The sequence below is a fragment of the Haemophilus pittmaniae genome, from assembly GCF_900186995.1.
Classification (GTDB): Bacteria; Pseudomonadota; Gammaproteobacteria; order Enterobacterales; family Pasteurellaceae; genus Haemophilus_D; species Haemophilus_D pittmaniae.
Genome location: NZ_LT906463.1, coordinates 2,070,267 through 2,094,103 on the forward strand (window position 1 = coordinate 2,070,267; position 23,837 = coordinate 2,094,103).

Consider the following 23,837-nt stretch of genomic DNA (forward strand, 5'->3'; position numbering starts at 1 on the left):
CCTGCATTATTATGCATTTTTGCCCTTGCACGGGGCGCAAATATTCGTATAATGAGCGCCCGTTACACAGACGCAAAGCGGGAATAGCTCAGTTGGTAGAGCACGACCTTGCCAAGGTCGGGGTCGCGAGTTCGAGCCTCGTTTCCCGCTCCAATCTCTAGTCTGTCTTCTCTCCGCGGGAATAGCTCAGTTGGTAGAGCACGACCTTGCCAAGGTCGGGGTCGCGAGTTCGAGCCTCGTTTCCCGCTCCAATTTCTCTGTTAAAACTCCATTAACTCAAAACGTGACATCCAAACGCCCTATTGTTTTTCGGAATTTTCTCTAAAATAATGCGTAAGTCATTGATTTTATTAGTATTCATTTTAAAAACCCAAAATAAATGTGACATTTTATTTATTTGGCAAATCGCTAGGAAATTTTCCGCTCCATCACTTAAAATCCCTTAAATAAACAACCAAAATACGATAGAATTCAGCCACTTTTTTCCATGTTTAATATCACCATGAATGAATTTACCCAATACCTGCCCGATGAAGTCACTATGCGCCGTTTTGCCAAGCATTTGGCACAAATCGTGATGGCTCAAGCCAGTCCTCGCGCAGTGGTGATTTATTTACATGGCGATTTAGGTGCGGGCAAAACCACATTTACCCGCGGCATGATTCAAGGCTTAGGATTTGCAGGTAATGTAAAAAGCCCAACCTATACCCTTGTGGAAGAATATCAAATTGCTGATAAGGCGATTTATCATTTTGATCTCTATCGTCTTGCCTCCCCTGAGGAACTTGAATACATGGGCATTCGTGATTATTTCGATAAGGGCGCGATATGCATTTTGGAATGGCCGGAAAAGGGCGGCGAATTGCTACCGTCGGCCGATTTAGAACTTTTTCTTGATTATGTAGATGATGCTCGCTCCCTGCGAGCGGTTGCTCAAACTGAGCTCGGGCATCAGATTATTAGCGAACTTTAAGATTCATGAAAGCAAAATTCTTTTTTCTACTCGGCGCCTTAACGGCGCTGTTTTCCATTTCCGTAAACGCGGCCCCTTGGATCATTGCCATTGATCCTGGTCATGGCGGTAAAGATCCTGGCGCAATCGGGCGTAATTTAAAAATTTACGAAAAAAACATCACTCTATCGATCGCTCGTGAATTAAAGGCCTTACTTGATAAAGATCCAAATTTTAAAGGCGTTCTAACCCGCCGTGGTGATTATTATATTTCCGTCCCGGAACGCTCGGAAATCGCACGTAAGTATAAGGCCAACTTTCTCATTTCCATTCATGCTGACTCCTCAGAAAATCCAGCCTTACGCGGTGCCTCCGTATGGGTATTATCGAATCGCCGAGCTAATGATGAAATGGGTCAATGGCTAGAGGATGATGAAAAACGCTCCGAATTATTAGGCGGCGCAGGTAAAGTGCTATCGCATAACAACGATAAATACTTGGATCAAACCGTATTAGATTTGCAATTCGGTCACAGCCAACGTACCGGTTACCAATTAGGCAACAATATTTTACGTCGTTTTGCCCGTGTTACCTCACTGTCGCGCAACACGCCACAACACGCCAGCCTCGGTGTATTACGCTCACCGGATATACCTTCCGTATTAGTGGAAACGGGTTTTCTATCGAATATGGAAGAAGAGCAAAAGCTCAATACGCCGGCCTATCGGCGCCGCATTGCCTATATGATTTATGAAGGCTTAGTGAACTATCGCAACGGTAATTTAAAATCTATCGTTGCATTAGATGATGAGTCATCGACAGATAATGACACTTCCAAAGACGGCAAAAACAACAGCGCCGACCAAATCATCAAACACAAGGTAAAAAACGGTGAGAGTTTAGGCTCACTCGCCAGCCAATATGGTGTCAAGGTGGCTGATATCGTTGCGCTCAACAAATTAAAACGTAAGGAATTGTGGATTGGCGAGACTATAAAAATACCCGCCAATGCAAAAACTCAAGATAAAAAAGAAGCTAAAGCTACCAACAGTAAATCTGAAGATGTCCAAAAGGATAAAAAAGATAAAGAAGAACCGACAATTAAAGACAGTGGTCTGCGTCATCAGGTGAAAAAAGGTGAAAATCTTGGTCTTTTGGCCAATAAATATCAGGTTAAAACTGCTGATATCGTTCGTTTGAATAATTTAAAACGCAATGAATTGTGGGTTGGCGAAACTTTGAAAATTCCGGATAACGGAAAAAATAGCACTCCGCCTAAATCCACTGACGAGAAGAAAAATCAGCCAAACAAGGATATCAAAGACGAGAAAAACAAAAATAAGGCAGGTAAAAAAGATTCTAAAATTGTCGAAGCGACACCACAGAAAGAAGATAAATCTGCCGCTAAAAAAATTCCCAATTATCACGTTGTCGAGAAGGATCAAACGCTCTACGCTGTAGCCCGTCAATATAATTTGCCGGCAGCTCGATTGTTAAAATTAAATCCGCAATTGAAAAATGGCAAAGTGATCGCCGGACAAAAAATTAAGCTCAAGGAAAAATAATGGCAATCCGTATTCTTTCTCCACAATTGGCCAATCAAATCGCTGCTGGAGAGGTCGTTGAGCGGCCTGCCTCGGTTGTGAAAGAATTGGTAGAAAACAGCCTGGATGCCGGCGCCTCAAAAATTGAAATTGATATTGAAAACGGTGGCGCAGGATTAATTCGAGTGCGTGATAATGGCTGTGGTATTACTAAAGATGAATTAGCATTAGCGTTAGCCCGCCATGCCACAAGCAAAATTAGTGACGCCGATGATTTAGAAGCCATTCTAAGTTTGGGATTTCGTGGCGAAGCACTCGCCAGCATTAGCTCGGTTTCCCGTCTCACGCTAACCTCACGTACCGCCGAACAAACAGAAGCCTGGCAGGTTTATGTGCAAGGAAGAGATATGCAGGCGGTTATCAAACCGGCCGCCCATCCTGTCGGTAGTACGGTGGAAGTCGCCAATTTATTTTTTAACACACCTGCTCGCCGTAAATTCCTACGTACCGATAAAACCGAATTTGCCCATATTGATGAAGTTATTCGCCGTATTGCCTTAGCCAAATTCAATATTGCTTTCAACCTCAGCCATAACGGCAAAATCGTTCGCCAATACCGTCCTGCCGTTACGCCAGAACAACAACTAAAACGAGTTGCAGCAATTTGTGGTGATACTTTTGTCTCCCATGCATTACGCATTGACTGGCGCCACGGTGATCTACATTTATCCGGTTGGGTAGCTGAACCACAATTCAACCGTGCGCAAAATGATTTAGCCTATTGCTATATCAACGGTCGTATGGTGCGCGATAAGGTAATCAACCACGCCATTAAGCAGGCCTACGGTGATTATTTAAGCACCGAGCAATATCCGGCATTTATACTATTTTTAGATCTGAATCCGCATGAAGTAGATGTAAATGTACATCCAACTAAGCATGAGGTTCGTTTCCATCAAGCCCGCCTAATTCATGATTTTATCTGCCAAGGCATTAGTAATGCTTTGCAACAGCAAACGCAATTACCTTACACAGTGAATGAAATTCGAGAGCCTGCCCCACAATGGGCTAGTAAAGGTAACCGTGCGGCCGCGGGCGAAAATATTTTTACCCGACCGCCTGAATCCAAGGCACCTCTTAAGAAAACAGATATATTTTCAACATCATCGCATTTCCATAAACCAAGTGTACCAAGCAAAAAAGAACAACATTTATACGCGGAGCTTTTAAATACATCCACAGTCACGGTTTCTGATAGCGCTATCCCTTCCTACTTGGACAAGGGGAGCCCTGCTCTTTCTAACGAACACACGGTTACTGTGAAAGATAAAGAGAGTGAAAGTACGCTCACACCATCACTCATAACGCCCTCTTCCACTTCAACGGAAACCGGCGGACATTTACATCTTTTAGCAATTATTGAACAACAGGCACTATTATTACGTCGCCAGCAATACTGTTATTTGCTATCCATTCAAAAACTGCAACAATGGCATTGTCAGCTTTGGTTTAAGCAGAAACAGATCCCCCAACAAGCCTTGTTGATCCCTCTAGTATTTCGCTTGGATAAACAACAGTTTTCCCGTTGGCAGCAACTAGCAGAAGAATTTCAACGTCATGGTTTTGAATTTATTGCTAATGCAGACCAATACCGTCTAACCCTCAATCGGGTTCCACAGCTATTACGCCAACAAAATTTACAACACTGTATTGTTACACTATTAAATGACCATCACGAAAAAAATGCTTTTCTTGAGCAATTGTGCTTATTAATCGATTTTAAGCCAATTCATGAATTACCTGATGCAATCGCTCTACTCGGTGAAACGGAACATTTACAACAAAGTGGACAGCATCTCCCTGAAGAACTATTGCATCCGATAAACTGGACACCGCTACTTGAAAAACTATGAATAAACCGACAGCACTTTTTTTAATGGGGCCAACAGCTTCGGGAAAAACGGATTTAGCCATCGCACTACGTCAAGCGCTACCTGTTGAAGTAATTAGCGTTGATTCGGCCTTGATTTATAAGGACATGGACATTGGTACTGCCAAGCCCAGCAAGGCTGAATTAGCCTTAGCGCCACACCGACTCATTGATATTTTGGATCCTGCCGAAAGTTATTCTGCAATGAACTTTCGCACTGATGCCTTACGGGAAATGGATGATATTGTTGCTCAAGGTAAGATCCCATTGCTAGTCGGTGGCACTATGCTCTACTACAAAGCCTTAATTGAAGGCCTTTCACCTTTACCTTCAGCCGATCCGGTGGTGAGAGCGGAAATTAGTGAGAAAGCCGAGAAACTAGGTTGGCCGACGTTGCATCAAGAGTTGGCACAAATTGATCCAACATCAGCTTTGCGTATCAATCCAAATGACAGTCAACGCATTAATCGAGCATTGGAAGTTTTTTATTTAACCGGAAAAAGTCTTACAACCTTAACCGAACAAAAGGGAGAAGAGCTCCCTTATCACTTTTTACAATTTGCTATCGCTCCGGCTGAAAGAAGAGTTTTGCATCAACGCATAGAGCAACGTTTTCATAAAATGATGGAATTGGGCTTTCTAGATGAAGTAAAAGCACTCTATCAGCGAAATGATTTAAATATCGACCTTCCATCAATTCGCTGTGTTGGTTATCGCCAAATGTGGGAACACCTGCGCGGTGATTACAATCTTGATGAAGCTATTTTCCGCGGCATTTGCGCAACCCGCCAACTAGCTAAACGGCAAATTACCTGGTTGCGTGGTTGGTCTAGTGAACTACAATGGCTGGATAGTTTAGCCCCTGAAAATGCATTAACATCGGTATTGGAAAGGGTAAAAAATATTTAAAAGGACAAGGTAATGGAAATCACGACTGCGCTTATTGAAGAAAAACTCATCCAACTCATTGAATTACTCCCTGAATCACAGCAAAAAGGGTATCTTAATCAATTATCTCATATAGCAGTCAATAGCCCTTTACAACAAATCGGCTATGCCATTGCCATGTCAGATTTTTTGCAAAAATTTCTTAGCCGCCCGCTCAATCCAACAAACACTACCAACCAAGAATTTCAATTAACACAATGGTTAAAGTCTCCGCCAACATTTGCCGATTGCGATAATTATTCACAACGTCTAGCAATTATCTTAAATGATGTAATTGATGAGGATGAGCTATATCGTAATTTACGCTACTTCCGTTATCAGGAAATGGCAAAATTAAGTTTTTGTCAAAGCTTAAACTTAGCTACCGTTGAACAAATTTTTATTCAACTGTCTGAACTTGCCGAAGCCCTGATTATTGGTGCTCGTGATTGGCTATACCAAAAAGCCTGTGAGGAAATGGGGACTCCGCTTGATGATAATGGATACCCGCAACAACTCTATATTTTAGGAATGGGGAAATTAGGCGGAAAAGAACTTAATTTTTCTTCCGACATTGATTTAATTTTTACTTATCCGCAAGCCGGAGAAACCTCTGGTGGACGACGCGCAGTGGATAACCAAAAATTCTTTACTCGTCTAGGGCAGCGCTTAATTAATGCATTAGATCAATTTACTGCAGAGGGCTTCGTTTACCGTACCGATATGCGATTACGTCCCTTTGGAGATAATGGAGCATTAGCCTTAAGTTTTTCAGCCCTGGAACAATACTACCAAGATCAAGGACGGGATTGGGAACGCTATGCAATGATTAAAGCGCGGGTTCTTGGACTAAAAGAAAATGATCCACAAGCATTAATTTTACAGAAATTACTACGACCTTTTGTATACCGTCGTTACATTGATTTCAGTGCTATTCAGGCTTTACGGGAAATGAAAAATAAAATAGCCCGTGAAGTTCGCCGACGCGGACTAATCAATAATATTAAGCTTGGTGCTGGCGGTATTCGCGAAATTGAATTTATCGTACAGGTTTTCCAGCTGATTCGTGGTGGACGAGAAAATGCCTTACAACAGCATTCATTACTCAATATCTTGCCAGAATTAAGCCGATTATCATTAATCTCTGCAGAGCAGGAACAAGCCTTACGAGCCGCATATATTTTTTTACGTCGAGTAGAAAACCTACTACAAGCTATTGATGACCAACAAACTCAGGTATTACCTGATAATCAGCTTGACCGCTCCCGCCTGATCCTAGGATGCAAACAGTATAGCTATTTCGACGAATATCAGAATATCACGATGCATTCCGAACCGTTTGCAAACTGGGAGGGCTTTTATCACACCTTGCAACAGCATCAAAAAAACGTAAGAGATGTATTTAATGGGCTGATCGGAGAAGAGAAGGAAGATAATAATGAAACCGAACAATGGGCAGGATTTTTAGACGCAGATCAAACGGAGATTTTACAAATTCTGACTGAGAATGGTGTCGAACAAGACCACCAGGCAGAATTAGCGGAGAAGCTACAACTATTTAATCTGTCACTAGCCCGCCGGGCTATTGGGCACCGCGGACGCGAAGTGTTAACCCGATTAATGCCAACATTACTAAATTTGATATTTCTTCAAACGGATTACAATACCCTACTGCCTCGAATTCTCAATCTCATTGATAAAATAGCAGGCCGAACAACTTATTTAGAATTATTGCAAGAAAACCCACCGGCGCTAACTCAATTAATTGAACTCTGCTCTCATTCACCAATGATCGCCGAACAATTGGCCCGTCATCCAATTCTATTAGACGAACTATTAAATGCTCAGGCATTACGTAACCCATTGCCCTTAAATGAATACTCTGCCGAATTAACTCGCTATTTATTACGTTTACCACCCGATGATGAAGAACTATTTATCGATGGGTTACGCCAATTTAAACAAATGATGTTGTTAAAAGTTGCTGCAGCTGACATTCTCGGTGTACTACCGGTAATGAAAGTAAGTGATCACCTAACCTATCTGGCTGAAGCAATTATTGGCGCAGTAGTTAATTTTGCCTGGGAACAAGTCAGTCGGCGTTTTGGTGTTCCTGAGGCATTACTGGACAAGCCTGATGAAAAAGGCTTTTTAGTTGTAGGTTACGGTAAACTGGGCGGCCTAGAATTAGGTTATAAATCGGATTTAGATTTAGTCTTCCTCTACCAGCCACTACCTGGCTTTACTGCCGGGGGAAAGAAAAGTATTGATAACAACCAATTCTATCTTCGCTTGGCACAAAAAATTGTCAGTATTTTTAGTCTAAATACTAGTGCAGGGGTACTCTATGAAGTGGATATGCGGCTGCGCCCATCCGGTGATGCCGGACTTTTAGGCTGTTCTTTCCAGGCGTTTGAGAACTATCAACTCAATGAAGCCTGGACTTGGGAAACCCAAGCATTGGTAAGAGCTCGCAGTGTTTATGGAGAAGCACATTTACAACATCAATTTACTGAAATCCGTCAACGCGTACTTATGACTCCACGCGATATAAATAAACTTACACAGGACGTCATAGAAATGCGGCAAAAAATGTATGAGCATTTATCCCACTCGTCAAAAGATCAGTTCAATCTCAAAACTGATCGTGGTGGCATTACCGATATTGAATTTATCGCCCAATATTTAATGCTAGCTCATGCACCAAAAAATCCACTACTTACCCGTTGGTCAGATAATGTCAGAATATTTGACTCAATGGTGGAACAAAACATCATACTGCAAGATGAAGGTGAAGCCTTAAAAAATGCTTACACGGCTATGCGTAACAAAATTCATCAACTCAATTTACTTGGCCACCCGCCTATCGTTGAAGAAAATCAATTTGTCTCTGAACGACAATTTATTTATCAATGTTGGCAACGTTGGCTAGAAAATTCAGTTTAACGTCAATAAAAATTTACACCCTATGTAATGCAGGATATGATAACGGCTCCTTTGAAATTGGAGCCATTATGTCTTTTGAATTTGATCCTCAAAATCCCTTCGCCTGCTTTGTAACGCAAAGTCCGGAAATGAAAAGAACTGTGGATAATGCAAAAAAATTCGCAATGTTTGATGTGCCGTTACTTATTCAAGGCGAAACTGGAACAGGTAAGGATCTGTTAGCAAAGGCATGTCATTGGAGCGGATTGCGTAAAGACCATAAGTTTATCGCAGTAAACTGTGCCGGATTACCCGATAATGATGCAGAAAGTGAAATGTTTGGCCGTAAAGTCGGAAATAGCCAAACTATCGGTTTCTTCGAATACGCGGATGGCGGTAGTGTATTACTCGATGGGGTCGTGGAACTTTCATTAAATTTACAGGCTAAACTCTTGCGTTTTCTAACTGATGGCTCTTTTCGTCGAGTTGGAGAAGAGCAAGAGCACCATGCCAATGTACGGGTCATTTGCACCATGCAGGAATCCCCTGAAACGCTACTTGAACAGGGAAAACTCCGTCTAGATCTATTCCATCGACTTAATGTCTTACGTATAAATATTCCACCGTTGCGCCAACGAATTGAGGATATAGTCCCACTAAGTGAAATATTTTTAACTCAAATATCTCAACAACTGAACATCCCAAAGCCAACTTATTCCGCAGAGTTTATTCATCTATTACAGCAACAAACTTGGCCAGGAAATGTTCGTGAACTCTACAATACACTCTATCAAGCCTGTTCTCTGTCAGGAAATGCCCCGTTAGACAATAAAGTCTTATCAATTTCAGCACCTGAGCATACCACAATTGAAACAGGACAATTCGAAGGCCTAAGCTTACAAGCAATTATGGATGGATATGAAGCAAATATTCTACGCGCCTTTTACCGAGAATACCCAAGTACAAGAAAATTAGCACAGCGTTTAGGCGTATCACACACAGCAATAGCTAATAAACTAAAGCAGTACGGAATTAGTAAATAATTTCAGATAGTTGAGGGAATTGTTTACACAGTCTGAGCCATTCAACTTTATCGACTCTCACCCGCAGAATAAATTCGCCTTTATCTGAGATCTTTTCCTCACAAATGCTATCTAACTGGTAAAGTGCATGACGAATTTTACCTTCTTGCGGAAGTAAAGTGAGCGTAAAAGAAAGAATCTCATTTGTTAAACGTACTTTAATCGCCTCGAGCAATAGAGCTATCCCGCCCCCAGAATGAGCCGAAAGATATACAGCAACCGGTTTGTTTTCGTCATCATATTCAATATGCGGTGCAACATTTTCCAATAAATCTATCTTGTTATATACCAGCAACACAGGCACGTTGTCCGCTTTAATTTCTTCCAATACCGAATTGACAGCTTCGATATTTTCTAACTTACGATTATCTGAAGCATCAATAATGTGCAATAACAAACTAGCTTCCACAGTTTCTTGTAAAGTCGATTTAAACGCCGAAACCAGATCATGGGGTAAATCACGCACAAAGCCTACCGTATCGGCAAGAATGGCCGTACCAACATCTTGAATTTGCAGGCGTCTTAATGTGGGGTCCAAGGTAGCAAAAAGTTGATCAGCCGCATACACATTAGCTTGCGTAATAAAATTGAATAGTGTGGATTTACCCGCATTGGTATATCCCACTAAAGAAATTGTGGGAATATCGGCTTTTTGCCGTGTTTGACGATTTTGATTGCGTTGTTTTTCTACCTTGGCTAGCCTATTTTGTAATTGAGCAATACGTACTTTGATTAAACGACGATCCGTTTCTAATTGAGTCTCCCCCGGTCCGCGTAAACCGACTGCACCTTTTTGCTGATCAAGCCCGGTTTTTCTTCCAACCAAGCGGCTAGATAAATGTTTTAACTGAGCTAGCTCAACCTGTAATTTCCCTTCGTGGGAACGAGCACGCTGAGCAAAAATATCCAAAATGAGGGCTGTTCGGTCGATTACGCGACATTGGCAAAGATTCTCTAAGTTACGAGTCTGAGCTGGTGTCAACTGATGGTTAACCAAAACAACCGAAATATCAAGCTGATGTACCGCATCTGCAATTTCCTCTGCTTTCCCGCTACCAACAAAATATCTCGCCTGTGGAACATTACGACGGGTTGTCATTATTTGCAGGACATTTACCTTAGCTGACTCAGCTAGCAGTAAAAATTCCTGTAAATCATCGTTATTTTCTTTGTCAAACCAAACTTGAACAGCAATCGCTGTTTCCATTGACATTGAAGACAAAGAAAATGCGGTCGAAACATTTGCATTTTCAACCGCATTGATAATTTGAGTTTGGCTCATTATGGTAACTTATTCAGCCTGAGGTTCACTTTGTTCGCTAGCATCAGCTACGTTATTTTGATGAGCATTGTTATTATGGTGAGATACTGAACGAGCTGGTACAACTGTAGAAATTGCGTGCTTGTACACCATTTGATTCACTGTATTTTTCAATAAAATCACAAATTGATCGAAAGATTCGATTTGACCTTGTAATTTAATACCGTTTACTAAATAAATTGAAACGGGAATACGCTCACGACGTAGTGCGTTCAAGTAAGGATCTTGTAAAGATTGTCCTTTTGCCATTTTGCTATCCTTTGTTATTAGTTTGATTTAATGATAGAAACTTGCTGTCTCCGGTCGCGAATATAACAATAAAGCCTTATATTGTCTATTGATTTTCCCGTAGCTTTTGTAACACAAGTTTCATCGTTTTATCTAAGGGAGCTGTTAAACGTAATATCTCGCCACTCTTAGGATGTTCAAACCGAATAGAAAAAGCGTGTAAAAACAACCTATTAAGCCCAAAATCTCGCATTTGAGCATCAAATTCTGACTCACCATATTTATCATCTAGTGCTATCGGATGGCCTGCATATTGACAATGAACTCGGATCTGATGGGTTCTACCGGTTATTGGTGAAGCCTTTACTAAAGTGGCATTTGCATAGCGTTCTTCAATAGAAAAACGGGTTTCTGATGGTTTGCCCTGCTCGCTCACTTTTACAATTCTCTCGCCGCTAGCTAATTCGTTTTTCAACAATGGAGCCTGTACCGATTTAACATGGGATTGCCACTGCCCGCGCACCAAGGCCAAATAGTCCTTTTGTACCGTTTTTACGCGTAATTGTTCATGCAAATTACGCAACGCGGAACGTTTTTTAGCGATCAATAAAATACCTGAAGTATCCCTATCCAAGCGATGCACCAACTCTAAAAAACGCGCTTCTGGACGTAATGCCCGCAATGCCTCAATCACGCCAAAATTCAAACCACTACCGCCATGTACGGCAATACCAGAGGGTTTATTCAGCACCAACAGACAATCATCCTCAAAAATAATCTGGCTTTCCAAAGAAGCGACCTTATTTAAATTTTTTGATATCGGCGCCTCTCCCTTATCTGCAACACGTACCGGCGGTACACGCACAACATCACCACTTTGTAGTTTATATTCCGGCTTAATCCGCCCTTTATTTACCCGCACTTCACCTTTACGTAAAATGCGATAAATAAGGCTTTTCGGTACACCTTTTAATTTAGCCAATAGATAATTATCAATGCGCTGTCCCGCTTCATCCTCGGAAATTTGAAGCATTTTTACCGTTTGATTTACAATTTTTGTTTGTTTTTCGGTCATTTAAATTTACCTGTAAAAAATTCGCGCGAATCATATCACAAGGCGGCCGACTATAGTAATAATCACCTTGCCAATTTCCCCTCTAATGTGGATAATAGCGCGTCTTTCCGTGCATCAAATTATGCTAACGAAAAGTACACCCGCCGTTGATTTAAAAGCAATGCAGCGAATGGCATAAGACATTGCAAATCAATATATTTTCTTATAACTCAAGCGCCTCTTGCAAAACGTGTCACACATCGTTTTGTTTTACGGAAAATAGCTTTTGACTATTTAGTAACGCTCTCAATGCACCCAGCAACACACAGTCGTGAGATTGACTGTTCGCGAGAAACACGAGGTCGATGGCGAAGACCAATGCACTTGCAGTCATAAGACTTTTAAATTAAAAGAGAAATTGACAATGAAAAGAATGTTAATCAACGCGACTCAAAAAGAGGAGTTGCGCGTAGCCTTGGTCGATGGCCAACGGTTATTCGACCTGGATATTGAAAGTCCGGGCCATGAACAAAAAAAAGCCAACATTTACAAAGGTAAGATCACTCGCGTTGAGCCGAGTTTAGAAGCAGCCTTTGTTGACTACGGTGCCGAACGTCACGGTTTTCTACCATTAAAAGAAATTGCCCGCGAATATTTTCCGGCTGATTATGTTTTCCAAGGCCGTCCAAATATCCGCGATGTGCTTAAAGAAGGCCAAGAAGTTATCGTTCAAGTAAATAAAGAGGAGCGCGGCAATAAAGGCGCGGCTCTTACTACTTTCGTTTCACTTGCCGGTAGTTACTTAGTCATCATGCCAAATAACCCTCGCGCCGGCGGTATTTCCCGTCGCATCGAGGGCGACGAACGTATCGAATTAAAAGAAGCCTTAAGTTCTTTGGATGTACCGGAAGGCGTTGGCCTTATCGTGCGAACTGCTGGCGTAGGTAAATCGCCGGAAGAATTACAATGGGACTTAAAAGTATTATTACATCATTGGGAAGCAATTAAACAGGCGTCCGAAAGCCGTCCGGCTCCATTCCTTATTCACCAAGAAAGCGATGTAATCGTTCGTGCAATTCGAGACTATTTGCGTCGTGATATTGGCGAAATCTTAATTGATAGCCCAAAAGTTTTCGAAAAAGCCAAATCCCACATCAAATTGGTGCGTCCAGATTTCATTAATCGCGTGAAACTTTACCAAGGCGAAGTTCCGCTCTTTAGTCATTATCAAATTGAATCGCAAATTGAATCCGCCTTCCAACGCGAAGTGCGTTTGCCTTCCGGCGGTTCTATCGTCATTGATGTAACCGAAGCCCTTACCGCTATCGACATCAACTCAGCCCGCTCAACTCGTGGTGGTGATATTGAGGAAACTGCGCTAAACACTAACCTTGAAGCCGCAGACGAAATTGCCCGTCAATTACGTTTACGTGACTTAGGTGGTCTAGTGGTGATCGACTTCATCGATATGACTCCAGTTCGCCATCAACGTGAAGTAGAAAACCGCATTCGCGATGCTGTGCGTCAAGATCGCGCACGCATCCAAATCAGCCGCATTTCCCGCTTTGGCTTACTGGAAATGTCGCGTCAGCGTTTAAGTCCGTCCTTGGGTGAATCCTCGCACCATGTTTGCCCTCGCTGTCAAGGTACGGGTAAAGTGCGTGATAATGAAAGTCTTTCCCTCTCGATTCTACGTTTAATTGAGGAGGAAGCCTTAAAAGAAAACACCAAACAAGTACACACAATCGTTCCGGTGCAAATCGCATCTTACTTACTTAACGAAAAACGTAAGGCTGTGCACAACATCGAGAAACGTCACAATGTGGATATTATTGTGGTACCTAACGAAGCGATGGAAACCCCACACTTCAGCGTGTTCCGAGTACGCGAAGGCGAAGAATTCAATGAATTAAGTTATAACTTAGCCAAACTTCACGAGGCCAAAGATGAAACCTTTGTGCCGGAAGAGTCCTTGGTTTCCCGTAATATTGAAACCGCTGCCGTAACCTCTGAGCAAGTAATGGAAAGTGCAGCTGTCTCCTTATCGATTCCGACCGCAGCGCCAACCCCAACGGCAGAACGCAAAGCTGAAGAGCCGTCATTATTGGAAAAAATTATTGCCAAAATTAAAGCCTTATTTGCAGCGGAACCAAAAGCGGAAGAAAAACCGCAAAATAACCGTAACAATCGCAATAACTCCAATGCGCGCAACAATGGTCGCAATAACCGCAATAATCAGGAACGCCGCAATAATAATCGCCGTACTAGAAACGATGATAACAAAGCCGTGCCTGAAGAAAATACTCCACAAGCACCGGTAAGCCGCGAACGCAACAATAGTCGTCGCAATCGCCGCAATGTGGAAGAAGCATTGAATAATACAGAAAACCTCAACCAAACCGAGCCGGAAATTGTTGAGCGCGAAGAAAAAACCATTAGCGAGCGTCGTCAACGCCGTGATCTCCGCAAACGGGTACGCATTGATGATAATCAAGCGAATAATGCTGTTCCTGTGGAAGAAATCGTGGAAAAAGCAACCGTTGCTCCACTTGCCAATGAGATCGAAGCTGTAGCGGTTAGCGACAATTCCAATGACAATGTGAATCACGAAAAACCGCGTCAAGAACGCCAACGTCGTACGCCTCGTCATTTACGTTCAGCGAATAACAATCGCCGTCGTCGTGCGGAAAAATCGCCGATGCCATTAACGTTTGCAGCAGCCTCTCCGGAATTGTCTAGCGGTAAAGTATGGATCGACTATACGACCCTCAATGCGCCGAAGGAAAATAACTTCCTATCCGTTGATGAATTACTGCAACAACAAAAACCCACTCAGGGATTAAATACTCCGGCGACTGGCATTGTGTTGGAGGAACAAGCAACCGAAGCTAAACCGGCATTAAATTTCATCACCCAACCGGCTAATGAATCGGTACAAAAGAAAGTACAAGAATCTCTTGAACGTCTACAAGCGACAGAAGCAATGCCGGCAGTCGCTGCCCCAAGTGCGGTGACGCCCGCAGCATGGGTCAGTGAATATGAATTCCACGGCCGTTGCGGTACCATTTCAGCCGTGGCCCATACACAAGCAGCAATGACTCAAGCAAAAGCCGATGAAAGCATCAGCGAACCGTTCCCTATCGTGGAATGGACGGAATCCCGCTATTACTTCCATGGTAAAGGCGGAGCTGGTCATCATAGTGCGATCAGCCATGTGTACGCTGTGCCGACACAAGCTAAAGAGTAAAATTAGCAAAAAGACAAAGCGAAACCGAAGGGTTTCGCTTTTTTTTGGAAAAAATATAAGTTTTTTGGCCAACCCTAATAAAATCAATGACTTAGCTTTAATTTTAAAGAAAACTCTAAATTATGTAGGGGCGTTGTTAGTGAAGTTATTAGCTATTGTCTTGCAAAAATGCGTTAAAAATAAGCACTTGAACAAAAATTTCATAGCTTTCCTTGACGACCTAAGGGAAAATCCGTATTATTCACCCCGCTTAAATCACGGAGGAATGGTCGAGTGGTTGAAGGCACCGGTCTTGAAAACCGGCGAGGGTTTACGCCCTCCTAGGGTTCGAATCCCTATTCCTCCGCCATCCAATTTTAAAAACCGCGAAGTGCAAGCTTGGCGGTTTTTACTTTTTAATACTTATAAAAAAACGCTTATTCATGGAATAAGCGTCTTTATTTAACCAATTCAACTCACCAATTAGTGGCTTTTAACTGCCGAATCTAATTCCTGGGCAATAATTTCCATACTTTGTAGGCCACCAAATGCCAAGTACCAGTTAGCCGCATTCAAGTAAACGATATGGCCGTTTTTATACGCCTTAGTTTGTTTGATGATTTCGTTATCTAACACGGTTTGCGCATTATTGGCTTTTTCTGTAATTGCCGCGGTGCGATCCACCACCAACAAGTAATCCGGATTTTTCTCTAAGATATATTCAAAGCCCACGCTCATACCATGGGTAGAGGATTTGATTTGTTCATCAATAGGTTTGAAACCGAATTTTTGATACACCATAGCATAACGAGAGCCATCACCAAATGCGCTAATTTTGCTTTCATTGACTAACACTAACAGCGCCGTTTTACCCTTAGCATCTTGTGCAACTTGTGCCACTTTGCTTTCTAATGCAGCCAATTTCTCATCGGCTACTTTTTGCTTATCAAAGATTTTCCCAAGGGCTCGCACATTTTGTTGGAAAGAACCGTAATAATCGTTGTAGTCATTTTCAAAGTTAAATACCGGTGCAATTTCCTTAAATTTATCGAGCATCTTTTCCTGACGTTTAGAGGCAATAATCAAATCCGGATTTAATTCATTAATTTTCTCCAGCGATTGCTCTTTTAAATCCCCCACATTGGTAAATTTTTTATCACCAAATTCAGCAATATACTCTGGGATTTTGCCACTTTGCGGAAAACCCACAATTTTATCCGTCTCTCCCAAGGCTCGGATCGTATCCGCGGCACCAAAATCCAACACCACAACACGTTGTGGATTTTGTGGCACGACCTGTTTACCGGCAGCATTTTCCACCGTAATATCGGCAGCTTGCACGCTTACCGCCCACATTGCTGTGAGAGAAAGAGCTAATTGGGAAAGTACTTTTTTCATCGAATTCTCCTTGTGTTATCGAAAATAAACTGCAATTTGATGCCCATCGATTTGTTGAATCGGTATCGGCATATCGTAAATATCCTGTAAAACAGAGGATTGCATGATGTGTGCTACCTCACCCTGTTGTACCAATTTGCCATTTTTCATGGCAATAATGTAATCAGAATAACAAGACGCAAAATTAATATCATGGATTACTATTACTACGGTTTTATGCAATTCTGTCACCAGTTGGCGCAACACCTTCATAATTTGCACCGAATGTTTCATATCCAGATTATTTAGCGGTTCATCTAATAAAATATAATCCGTATCCTGCGCCAATGTCATGGCAATATAAGCGCGCTGTCGCTGACCACCACTTAGGCTATCAATATATTGATGACGAATATCCTGCAAATCCATATAGGCAATTGCATTATCAATAAACTGCCGATCATCGGCTGTAAGATGCCCTTTACTATAAGGGAAACGGCCAAATGCGACTAAATCCTCAATAGTCAGACGCAAGTTAATATTGTTGCTCTGCTTCAAGATCGCTAATTGTTTGGCAATTTCACTACTCTTTTTGTGATTAAGTGGTTCATTATTTAACAGTACTTCCCCACTATCTGCCGACAGTAAACGGCTGATAATCGACAGCACGGTACTTTTACCGGCACCATTTGGACCAATAAACGAAGTTATTTTACCGGCCGGAATCGTGAGGGAAACATTATCGACAACAGTCTTATTGCCATAACATTTGCTGATATTACGAATTTCAATTGCCATTATTTATTCCCATTTTTTATTGGCGCGCAGTAGCAAGTAAATAAAATAAACGCCGCCGACAAAGTTAACGATGATGCTTAAGGTAGTTTTAAAGGTAAATAAATGTGTAACCAGCAATTGTCCAATCACTAACGTAATGATTGCCAACAACATCGCCGCCGGAATTAAAATACGATGGCGATAATCACCGATAAACTCAAAGGTCACATTCATTACCAACAGTCCCAAGAAAGTCAATGGACCAACCAACGCCGTTGAGACCGAGGTTAAAATTGCCACCAGACTCAATAAGGTTTTGACAATCCGTTGGTGATCAACGCCTAAATTAATGGCATTTTCCCGTCCCAATGCCAATACATCAAAATAATGCCAGTAACGCAGACTAAATAAGATAGTGGCAAGCAAAATAACCAACGCCACCCACAAAATATGCGTATTAATTCGATTGAAACTAGCAAAACCAATATCCTGTGCAATTTGGAACTCATTTGGATCAATCAACACTTCCATAAAAGTAGTTAAGCTACCGAAAAAAGTACCGAACACGATTCCGACCAATAACAGGAAAAAAATATTCTGATCTTCCCGCTTAAATAAGAAATGGTAGAGCAACAGAGAAAATGCCATCATCAGACCGGTGCATAATAAAAACAGTGCGATCGAATCCATCGATAATAATGTGGCCGAACCAAATAAAAAAATAATTGCTGTTTGGATCAACAAATACAGGGAATCTAAACCCAAAATACTCGGCGTTAGAATGCGATTATTCACAATCGTTTGAAACATCATGGTCGCCAGCGCGATAGAGGCGCCCGTGATCACAATGGCGAGCAATGATAAAGCACGATTTTCCAAGGCGTATTGCCAACGATTCGGCAAGTTGTAGCCCAGATATAAAACTAATGAGAAAAATGCCAAAAGACTCAGCACAATCAATTGATAGGACGATTTCTTAAGCATGTCGGTACCGTTTGAACAATAACAAAAGGAAAATACCGCTACCGAACACCCCGACTACGGCATTAATCGAAATTTCATAGGGATAAATCACGCTGCGTCCTAAAATATCGCACATCAATACAAACACAGCACCAAGCAAGGCCGTATGGGACAACACTTTTTTCAGATTATCGCCTAAATAAAGCGTCACGATATTTGGAATAATCAGCCCCAAAAATGGAATCACACCCACCGATACAATAATAATCGATGACACCACCGCGACAATCAACAGTCCCAAATACAGCACTTGGTTGTAATTAAGTCCTAAATTCACGGCAAAATCCTTGCCCATACCGACAATGGAAAAACGATTGGCAAACAAATAAGCTAGCAATAACGCCGGAATACTGAAATAAAGTAATTCATAACGACCCGCCATAACCAAGGAAAAATCGCCTTGTAGCCAGCCGGACAGGTTTTGTAACAAATCTTCTTTATACGCCAGAAACGCCGTAATAGCGCTAATGATATTGCCGAACATCATGCCGACTAGGGGCACAAAAATCGTATCCTTGAATTTTAAACGCGACAAAATGCTCATAAAAAGCAATGTGCCCATAAAAGAAACTGCGACCGCAACCGTAGTTTTTAATAGCATAGAGGCACCGGGGAAAAACAAAATGGCCAACAAAATGCCAAGTCGCGCACTATCCATCGTACCGGCGGTGGTCGGCGAAACAAAACGGTTACGGCTCAATTGCTGCATTACCAAACCACAAATACTTAAGGAAGCACCTGCGATTAAAATGCTCACCAAACGAGGCAGCCGACTGATTAGGAAGATTTGCCATTGATTACCGTCAAAAGCTAACAAGCCCTGCAAATTGACCGTACTCACGCCCAAGAAAAGGGAAACAATGGATAAAAGAAGTAATAAAAAAAGCAAATAACGCCGTTTAATCATAAAAGAATGAGAATAATTCGTAAGTCAGGTTAAGGATAGCACATCAAAGCTAATGGGGAAAGGATTGCAAGCCATTGATTCCTAAAGAGAATATCATTTTTAAGCGAACCCTAATAAAATCAATGACTTACGATTAATTTTTCGGAAAACTTTTATTTTCAGGGGAGCGTTTGATACTACTGCGCCAACACCCGCTCCGCTTCTTTGGCACGCACTAAGAATTGTTTGCGCTCAGCGGTTGCCATACCGCTGGATGTGCCCGGTAATTTCACGGTTAACGGATTAACCGGACGACCATTAATATGGAATTCGTAGTGTAAATGCGGCCCGGTGGAAATCCCCGTATTTCCAGTGAGAGCGATACGTTCACCTTTCTTAACCTCTTGGCCAGCCCGTACTAAAGCACGACTTAAATGCATATACACCGTTTGATATTCACGACCATGCCGTACCACCACATAGCGCCCTGCACCACCGGCTTGATAGGCAATCTTTTCAATCACCCCATCAGCCGGCACAATTACCGGCGTGCCCGGGGATACAGCGAAATCCACGCCCTTGTGCGGACGTACGCGGCCGGTTACCGGATGGCGACGATTCGGGTTAAATGGTGAGGAAATCCGTGCTTGGCGCTGCAATGGGAAACGCGCAAACCCTTTACCTAGAGTTTCCCCTTGCTTGTTATAATAGCGACCGTTAGCCGCTTGAATGGCATAGTAGCTCTTACCATTAGCAAGGATGTGAATAGCCTCAACGTTACCTTGGCCGGTTAGTTTATCGCCCAAATATTCACGCGATACCAAAATGGCAAATTTACTTCCCTTCGGTAATTTTTGCAGGCTGACCTGCCATTGCAAGGCGCTGGTTAACTGGCTGATTTGACGGCCATCCAACCCTTGCGCACGCAAAGCTGAAGCAAACGAACCGTTGATTTGTCCCTTCAGTACCTCTTTCTTCCAAATACTTTTCTTCTCGAGAATTTGACGGGTAAATTTGCCTTCAGCGCTACGTTCGTAAATTCGTTCTTCTTTTTCGGAAACCAACCAGTTCAAATATTCCAATTGATCCTCTTTATTGAGGATCCAATAGAATTGTTGGCCGGCGCGTAGATTTTTCAATTCCGGATAAGCGGCGATCAATTGACTGGCTGTGTCGTCTTCCAAACCGGATAATTCCAACACATCTTTCAAGTTATCACCACGCACAACTGTGTGACTAAATTGATCATTAATGCGCATGGCCTGATCCGCGGCATCCAAAATATCGCTTACCGCATCTTGAGCATTCTGCGGTAAATTGCCTAACTCATCAAAGTCCGGTTTCACTTCCTCAACTTCATCATCCGGCCCCTGTAAGTCATCGTCATAGGAGGTGGCATCATCCGCTTTATCTGTCTTAGCGGCTAATTGCTCATCACCTTCTTTCACACCATCAACATCGTTTTCGGCGGTACTAGTCGGTTTATCGGTATTATTTTGTGAAGGGGTAAGAGATTGATATTGTACATTATCAACGACTTCCGGCTCGACTTGAGCCTGCACATAAGGTTCTTCATTAGTGCTTTCTTTCAGGGAAAGCAACGCGCCGCTGGCGATCAACAGGATCGACACAAAAAAAATCGCCGCTTTAATGCGGGATTTTCTTTTACGCCGGTCACGGGCCAATTTGACGTGTTGCACCATTAATGAATATCCAAGTTAACAAGAAAATGTTTTCGGGAATCAGACTACTATCTTTAAAAAAAATTCATTCTACCTTAAAAGCCTTAATTTTTATGCTCAAATATTCAGCATAAGGGAAATTTATTGAGAATCGGAAAAAAATAGGCTATTTTACGCGCTCATTTTTTAAGGCGGTTTCCTATGCAAATTCATCGTCTCAATCCTGTTGCGCCAATGCCGTTAATCGAGCTAAAACAAATCAATGTAATCTTTGCGGAGAAAACCGCATTGCGCGATATCAATTTAAAAATTTACCCAAATTCTATCATTACGATAGTTGGTCCAAACGGTGGCGGTAAATCCACTCTACTGAAAACCCTATTAAAATTACAAAAACCCAGTTCCGGCGAAGTGCTTTACCACGATAAAGTGCGTATTGGTTATGTACCGCAAAAAATTCATTTGGATCACAGTTTGCCACTGACCGTAAGTCGTTTTTTGCGCTTATCCAAAGATGTGAATAAGCGCGATATTGAAGCAACACTAACCCAACTATCCATTCATCACTTGGCCGAGCAAAATATGCAAAAACTTTCCGGAGGCGAAATGCAACGGGTGTTATTGGCGCGGGCAATCTTAAATAAGCCAAATTTATTAGTGCTGGATGAACCGACCCAGGGTGTGGATATCAATGGTCAGGCAGAACTCTACCAATTAATCCACCAAACCCAACAGGCGTTAAACTGCGCGGTGGTTATGGTTTCCCACGATTTGCATATCGTTATGGCAGATTCCAAAGAAGTGCTCTGCATTAATCAACATATTTGTTGTGCCGGTACTCCGGAAACGCTCTCTAATGACCCAACATTTATGCGGCTGTGGGGCAACCAAATCGCCCAAAACGTTGGATTTTACAGCCATCATCACAATCATCACCATAATATGCACGGTGATGTATGTCGTTGTAATGCTAACGATCATTGCCAATCCTAAGGGGATGCTATGTTTGAGATATTATTTCCGGCTCTATTAACGGGGCTCTTGCTTTCATTGATTACTGCCCCCTTGGGAGCCTTTGTGGTATGGCGCAAAATGGCCTATTTCGGCGACACTCTCTCCCACTCGGCATTACTCGGCGTGGCGTTAGGAATTTGGTTGCAAATTAATCCTTATTTGGCGATCGTAATACTCACCATTTTATTGGCCGTACTGATGGTTTATCTAGAAAGCAAAACCAGCTTTTCTGCCGATACCCTGTTAGGCATTATTGCCCATAGTTGCTTATCCTTAGGGGTAGTCACCGTGGGGTTATTAAAAAATGTACGGGTTGATCTGATGAGTTATTTATTCGGTGACCTACTAGCTATTACATTATCCGATCTACCTTATATCGGAGGTGGTGTCATCTTGGTATTGGGCTCATTAATTTATTGTTGGCGCCCACTACTAGCAACCACGGTATCACCAGAACTGGCTCAGGTAGAAGGCATCAATATTGCACGTATGCGTTTTATATTGATGATCTTAACTGCACTCACCATTGCCTTAAGCATGAAGTTTGTCGGTGCATTAATAATTACATCCCTTTTAATTATTCCAGCCGCTACAGCTCGCCGCTTTGCCCGGACTCCTGAATCAATGGTGATTATTGCGATAATTATCAGTCAATTGTCGGTATTTGGTGGGCTGTTACTTTCCGCTTTTTACGACACCGCGGCAGGCCCTTCAGTAGTACTTTGCTCAGCCTTTTTATTTGCGCTCTCCTTATTGAAGAAAGAACGTTTATAAACAAGGGGTTGCAAACCGCTTAGACCAGTGAAAACCATTTGCACCAATGCCCGATTCTTGCTAAAGTGCGGGCGTTTTTTTAGGGATTTTTAGGATAACAAATGAGTCAAGAATATTTAGATTTCGAATTGCCTATCGCTGAACTCGAAGCCAAAATCGAAGCATTGCGCGCGGCTTCCGACGATAAGATTGATTTAAACGACGAAATTAGCCGTCTACAGAAAAAAAGTGACGAGCTGACCAAAAAAACCTTTGCCAATCTTGATGCGTGGCAGGTTTCTAAAATGGCCCGCCATCCGAACCGTCCTTATACTTTAGATTATATCGAACACATATTTACCGATTTCCAAGAGTTGGCCGGCGATCGTGCCTTTGCCGACGATAAAGCGATTGTCGGCGGTTTAGCCCGTTTGGATGGTCGCCCTGTAATGGTGATTGGTCACCAAAAAGGCCGTACCGTAAAAGATAAAGTAAAACGTAACTTTGGCATGCCGGCTCCCGAAGGCTATCGTAAAGCCCTTCGCTTGATGCAAATGGCCGAACGCTTTAAATTACCGATTATTACCTTTATCGATACACCGGGAGCATATCCGGGTATCGGCGCTGAAGAGCGTGGCCAATCGGAAGCGATTGCCCGTAATTTGCGTGAAATGTCTACCTTAAAAGTTCCGGTAATTTGTACTGTAATTGGTGAAGGCGGTTCCGGTGGTGCTTTAGCGATCGGTGTTGGTGATAAAGTGAATATGTTGCAATATTCCACCTACTCGGTTATCTCACCGGAAGGTTGCGCTTCCATCCTATGGAAAAGTGCCGAAAAAGCTTCTACGGCAGCTGAAGTGATGGGATTAACCGCAACCCGTCTAAAAGAATTAGGGCTCATCGATGGTATCGTGAATGAACCACTTGGTGGCGCTCATCGCGACTATGCCGCAATGGCCCGTAGTTTAAAACAACGCCTGTTAGATGATTTAGCCGAGTTAGATCCGCTTAGCCAGGAAGCTCTGCTTGAACGTCGTTATAATCGTTTGATGTCATACGGTTATTGCTAAACTCAAAAAACGCAGTAAGGCCGCGTTTTTTCATGGTTGCTGTTCCCCTATAAATAACCCAATAAA

18 protein-coding genes, 3 tRNA genes and 2 pseudogenes are annotated in these 23,837 nt (G+C 42.4%); 14 read left to right on the plus strand and 9 right to left on the minus strand.

Annotated features, from left to right (window positions below; translation table 11 throughout):
* The first annotated feature begins 77 nt into the window (after nucleotides 1-77).
* The 8 genes from CKV74_RS09795 (at nucleotide 78) to CKV74_RS09830 (ending at nucleotide 9,321) form a co-directional block, all read left to right on the plus strand.
* Nucleotides 78-153: transfer RNA gene (locus tag CKV74_RS09795), tRNA-Gly, on the plus strand.
* 22 nt (nucleotides 154-175) lie between these two features.
* A tRNA-Gly gene (locus CKV74_RS09800) sits at nucleotides 176-251 on the plus strand.
* A gap of 251 nt (nucleotides 252-502) precedes the next feature.
* Nucleotides 503-973, plus strand: coding sequence for a tRNA (adenosine(37)-N6)-threonylcarbamoyltransferase complex ATPase subunit type 1 TsaE (gene tsaE / locus CKV74_RS09805; RefSeq protein WP_039847919.1), 471 nt, complete (start codon nucleotides 503-505; stop codon nucleotides 971-973).
* A gap of 5 nt (nucleotides 974-978) precedes the next feature.
* Complete coding sequence (locus tag CKV74_RS09810; protein WP_095177093.1) at nucleotides 979-2,517, plus strand: N-acetylmuramoyl-L-alanine amidase; 1,539 nt, start codon at nucleotides 979-981, stop codon at nucleotides 2,515-2,517.
* Nucleotides 2,517-4,409, plus strand: coding sequence for a DNA mismatch repair endonuclease MutL (gene mutL, locus CKV74_RS09815; RefSeq protein ID WP_039847915.1), 1,893 nt, complete (start codon nucleotides 2,517-2,519; stop codon nucleotides 4,407-4,409). Before CKV74_RS09810 ends, mutL begins: the two co-directional genes overlap by 1 nt.
* A complete protein-coding gene (gene miaA, locus CKV74_RS09820) occupies nucleotides 4,406-5,335 on the plus strand; it encodes a tRNA (adenosine(37)-N6)-dimethylallyltransferase MiaA (protein ID WP_095177094.1) in 930 nt (309 codons plus the stop codon). Before mutL ends, miaA begins: the two co-directional genes overlap by 4 nt.
* A gap of 12 nt (nucleotides 5,336-5,347) precedes the next feature.
* A complete protein-coding gene (glnE, locus tag CKV74_RS09825; protein WP_095177095.1) occupies nucleotides 5,348-8,299 on the plus strand; it encodes a bifunctional [glutamate--ammonia ligase]-adenylyl-L-tyrosine phosphorylase/[glutamate--ammonia-ligase] adenylyltransferase in 2,952 nt (983 codons plus the stop codon).
* 68 nt (nucleotides 8,300-8,367) lie between these two features.
* Complete coding sequence (locus CKV74_RS09830) at nucleotides 8,368-9,321, plus strand: sigma 54-interacting transcriptional regulator (protein WP_007243291.1); 954 nt, start codon at nucleotides 8,368-8,370, stop codon at nucleotides 9,319-9,321.
* Here the strand turns inward: CKV74_RS09830 and hflX are convergent.
* The 4 genes from hflX to CKV74_RS10510 form a co-directional block, all read right to left on the minus strand.
* Nucleotides 9,311-10,642, minus strand: a complete 1,332-nt coding sequence (gene hflX / locus CKV74_RS09835; protein WP_007243329.1) for a ribosome rescue GTPase HflX — start codon at nucleotides 10,640-10,642, stop codon at nucleotides 9,311-9,313. The two genes, CKV74_RS09830 and hflX, sit on opposite strands and share 11 nt — an antisense overlap.
* A 9-nt stretch (nucleotides 10,643-10,651) precedes the next feature.
* The gene (gene hfq / locus CKV74_RS09840) at nucleotides 10,652-10,930 is read right to left on the minus strand and encodes an RNA chaperone Hfq (protein ID WP_007243241.1); all 279 of its coding nucleotides are present in this window, start codon (nucleotides 10,928-10,930) and stop codon (nucleotides 10,652-10,654) included.
* Between the two features lie 85 nt (nucleotides 10,931-11,015).
* Nucleotides 11,016-11,984 (minus strand): 23S rRNA pseudouridine(955/2504/2580) synthase RluC, encoded by a 969-nt coding sequence (rluC, locus tag CKV74_RS09845; protein WP_007243314.1) that lies wholly within the window; start codon nucleotides 11,982-11,984, stop codon nucleotides 11,016-11,018.
* Between the two features lie 232 nt (nucleotides 11,985-12,216).
* Nucleotides 12,217-12,357: a hypothetical protein gene (locus CKV74_RS10510; protein ID WP_164703794.1), complete on the minus strand. Its 141-nt coding sequence runs from the start codon at nucleotides 12,355-12,357 to the stop codon at nucleotides 12,217-12,219.
* Nucleotides 12,358-12,387: 30 nt separating this feature from the next.
* Here CKV74_RS10510 and rne point away from each other — a divergent pair.
* From rne to CKV74_RS09855, 3 genes and pseudogenes are all read left to right on the plus strand, one after another.
* Nucleotides 12,388-14,931 (plus strand): annotated as a pseudogene (gene rne / locus CKV74_RS09850) (ribonuclease E); the annotation flags it as partial.
* Nucleotides 14,932-14,997: 66 nt separating this feature from the next.
* Nucleotides 14,998-15,210 (plus strand): annotated as a pseudogene (locus tag CKV74_RS10670) (polyhydroxyalkanoate depolymerase); the annotation flags it as partial.
* Between the two features lie 259 nt (nucleotides 15,211-15,469).
* Nucleotides 15,470-15,559: transfer RNA gene (locus CKV74_RS09855), tRNA-Ser, on the plus strand.
* Nucleotides 15,560-15,672: 113 nt separating this feature from the next.
* On the opposite strand, the gene CKV74_RS09860 is transcribed toward CKV74_RS09855, so the two are convergent.
* The 5 genes from CKV74_RS09860 to mepM form a co-directional block, all read right to left on the minus strand.
* Nucleotides 15,673-16,587 (minus strand): siderophore ABC transporter substrate-binding protein, encoded by a 915-nt coding sequence (locus CKV74_RS09860; protein WP_007243330.1) that lies wholly within the window; start codon nucleotides 16,585-16,587, stop codon nucleotides 15,673-15,675.
* Between the two features lie 15 nt (nucleotides 16,588-16,602).
* Nucleotides 16,603-17,364 carry an iron ABC transporter ATP-binding protein gene (locus tag CKV74_RS09865; protein ID WP_007243235.1) on the minus strand — a complete coding sequence of 254 codons (762 nt, stop codon included), beginning with the start codon at nucleotides 17,362-17,364 and terminating at the stop codon, nucleotides 16,603-16,605.
* A 3-nt stretch (nucleotides 17,365-17,367) separates the two neighbouring features.
* Nucleotides 17,368-18,327: an iron chelate uptake ABC transporter family permease subunit gene (locus CKV74_RS09870; protein ID WP_095177097.1), complete on the minus strand. Its 960-nt coding sequence runs from the start codon at nucleotides 18,325-18,327 to the stop codon at nucleotides 17,368-17,370.
* A complete protein-coding gene (locus CKV74_RS09875; RefSeq protein ID WP_007243282.1) occupies nucleotides 18,320-19,273 on the minus strand; it encodes an ABC transporter permease in 954 nt (317 codons plus the stop codon). Before CKV74_RS09875 ends, CKV74_RS09870 begins: the two co-directional genes overlap by 8 nt.
* A gap of 176 nt (nucleotides 19,274-19,449) precedes the next feature.
* The gene (gene mepM / locus CKV74_RS09880) at nucleotides 19,450-20,952 is read right to left on the minus strand and encodes a murein DD-endopeptidase MepM (protein WP_095177156.1); all 1,503 of its coding nucleotides are present in this window, start codon (nucleotides 20,950-20,952) and stop codon (nucleotides 19,450-19,452) included.
* Nucleotides 20,953-21,135: 183 nt separating this feature from the next.
* On the opposite strand from mepM, the gene znuC reads away from it, so the two are divergent.
* The 3 genes from znuC (at nucleotide 21,136) to accA (ending at nucleotide 23,771) form a co-directional block, all read left to right on the plus strand.
* Nucleotides 21,136-21,927: a zinc ABC transporter ATP-binding protein ZnuC gene (gene znuC / locus CKV74_RS09885; protein WP_007243239.1), complete on the plus strand. Its 792-nt coding sequence runs from the start codon at nucleotides 21,136-21,138 to the stop codon at nucleotides 21,925-21,927.
* Nucleotides 21,928-21,936: 9 nt separating this feature from the next.
* Nucleotides 21,937-22,722, plus strand: a complete 786-nt coding sequence (gene znuB / locus CKV74_RS09890; protein ID WP_007243310.1) for a zinc ABC transporter permease subunit ZnuB — start codon at nucleotides 21,937-21,939, stop codon at nucleotides 22,720-22,722.
* Between the two features lie 101 nt (nucleotides 22,723-22,823).
* Entirely contained in the window at nucleotides 22,824-23,771 is a 948-nt protein-coding gene (accA, locus tag CKV74_RS09895; RefSeq protein ID WP_095177098.1) for an acetyl-CoA carboxylase carboxyl transferase subunit alpha, read from the plus strand.
* Nucleotides 23,772-23,837 lie beyond the last annotated feature (66 nt).

What these genes read in the sequence shown, in the direction of transcription:
- hfq (WP_007243241.1), bottom strand. Translation starts at nt 10,930, where the DNA reads ATGGCAAAAGGACAATCTTTACAAGATCCTTACTTGAACGCACTACGT.
- hflX (WP_007243329.1), bottom strand. Translation starts at nt 10,642, where the DNA reads ATGAGCCAAACTCAAATTATCAATGCGGTTGAAAATGCAAATGTTTCG.
- CKV74_RS10510 (WP_164703794.1), bottom strand. Translation starts at nt 12,357, where the DNA reads ATGACTGCAAGTGCATTGGTCTTCGCCATCGACCTCGTGTTTCTCGCG.
- znuC (WP_007243239.1), top strand. Translation starts at nt 21,136, where the DNA reads ATGCAAATTCATCGTCTCAATCCTGTTGCGCCAATGCCGTTAATCGAG.
- CKV74_RS09810 (WP_095177093.1), top strand. Translation starts at nt 979, where the DNA reads ATGAAAGCAAAATTCTTTTTTCTACTCGGCGCCTTAACGGCGCTGTTT.
- CKV74_RS09875 (WP_007243282.1), bottom strand. Translation starts at nt 19,273, where the DNA reads ATGATTAAACGGCGTTATTTGCTTTTTTTATTACTTCTTTTATCCATT.
- CKV74_RS09870 (WP_095177097.1), bottom strand. Translation starts at nt 18,327, where the DNA reads ATGCTTAAGAAATCGTCCTATCAATTGATTGTGCTGAGTCTTTTGGCA.
- CKV74_RS09865 (WP_007243235.1), bottom strand. Translation starts at nt 17,364, where the DNA reads ATGGCAATTGAAATTCGTAATATCAGCAAATGTTATGGCAATAAGACT.
- mutL (WP_039847915.1), top strand. Translation starts at nt 2,517, where the DNA reads ATGGCAATCCGTATTCTTTCTCCACAATTGGCCAATCAAATCGCTGCT.
- znuB (WP_007243310.1), top strand. Translation starts at nt 21,937, where the DNA reads ATGTTTGAGATATTATTTCCGGCTCTATTAACGGGGCTCTTGCTTTCA.
- miaA (WP_095177094.1), top strand. Translation starts at nt 4,406, where the DNA reads ATGAATAAACCGACAGCACTTTTTTTAATGGGGCCAACAGCTTCGGGA.
- CKV74_RS09860 (WP_007243330.1), bottom strand. Translation starts at nt 16,587, where the DNA reads ATGAAAAAAGTACTTTCCCAATTAGCTCTTTCTCTCACAGCAATGTGG.
- rluC (WP_007243314.1), bottom strand. Translation starts at nt 11,984, where the DNA reads ATGACCGAAAAACAAACAAAAATTGTAAATCAAACGGTAAAAATGCTT.
- accA (WP_095177098.1), top strand. Translation starts at nt 22,824, where the DNA reads ATGAGTCAAGAATATTTAGATTTCGAATTGCCTATCGCTGAACTCGAA.
- tsaE (WP_039847919.1), top strand. Translation starts at nt 503, where the DNA reads ATGAATGAATTTACCCAATACCTGCCCGATGAAGTCACTATGCGCCGT.
- CKV74_RS09830 (WP_007243291.1), top strand. Translation starts at nt 8,368, where the DNA reads ATGTCTTTTGAATTTGATCCTCAAAATCCCTTCGCCTGCTTTGTAACG.
- glnE (WP_095177095.1), top strand. Translation starts at nt 5,348, where the DNA reads ATGGAAATCACGACTGCGCTTATTGAAGAAAAACTCATCCAACTCATT.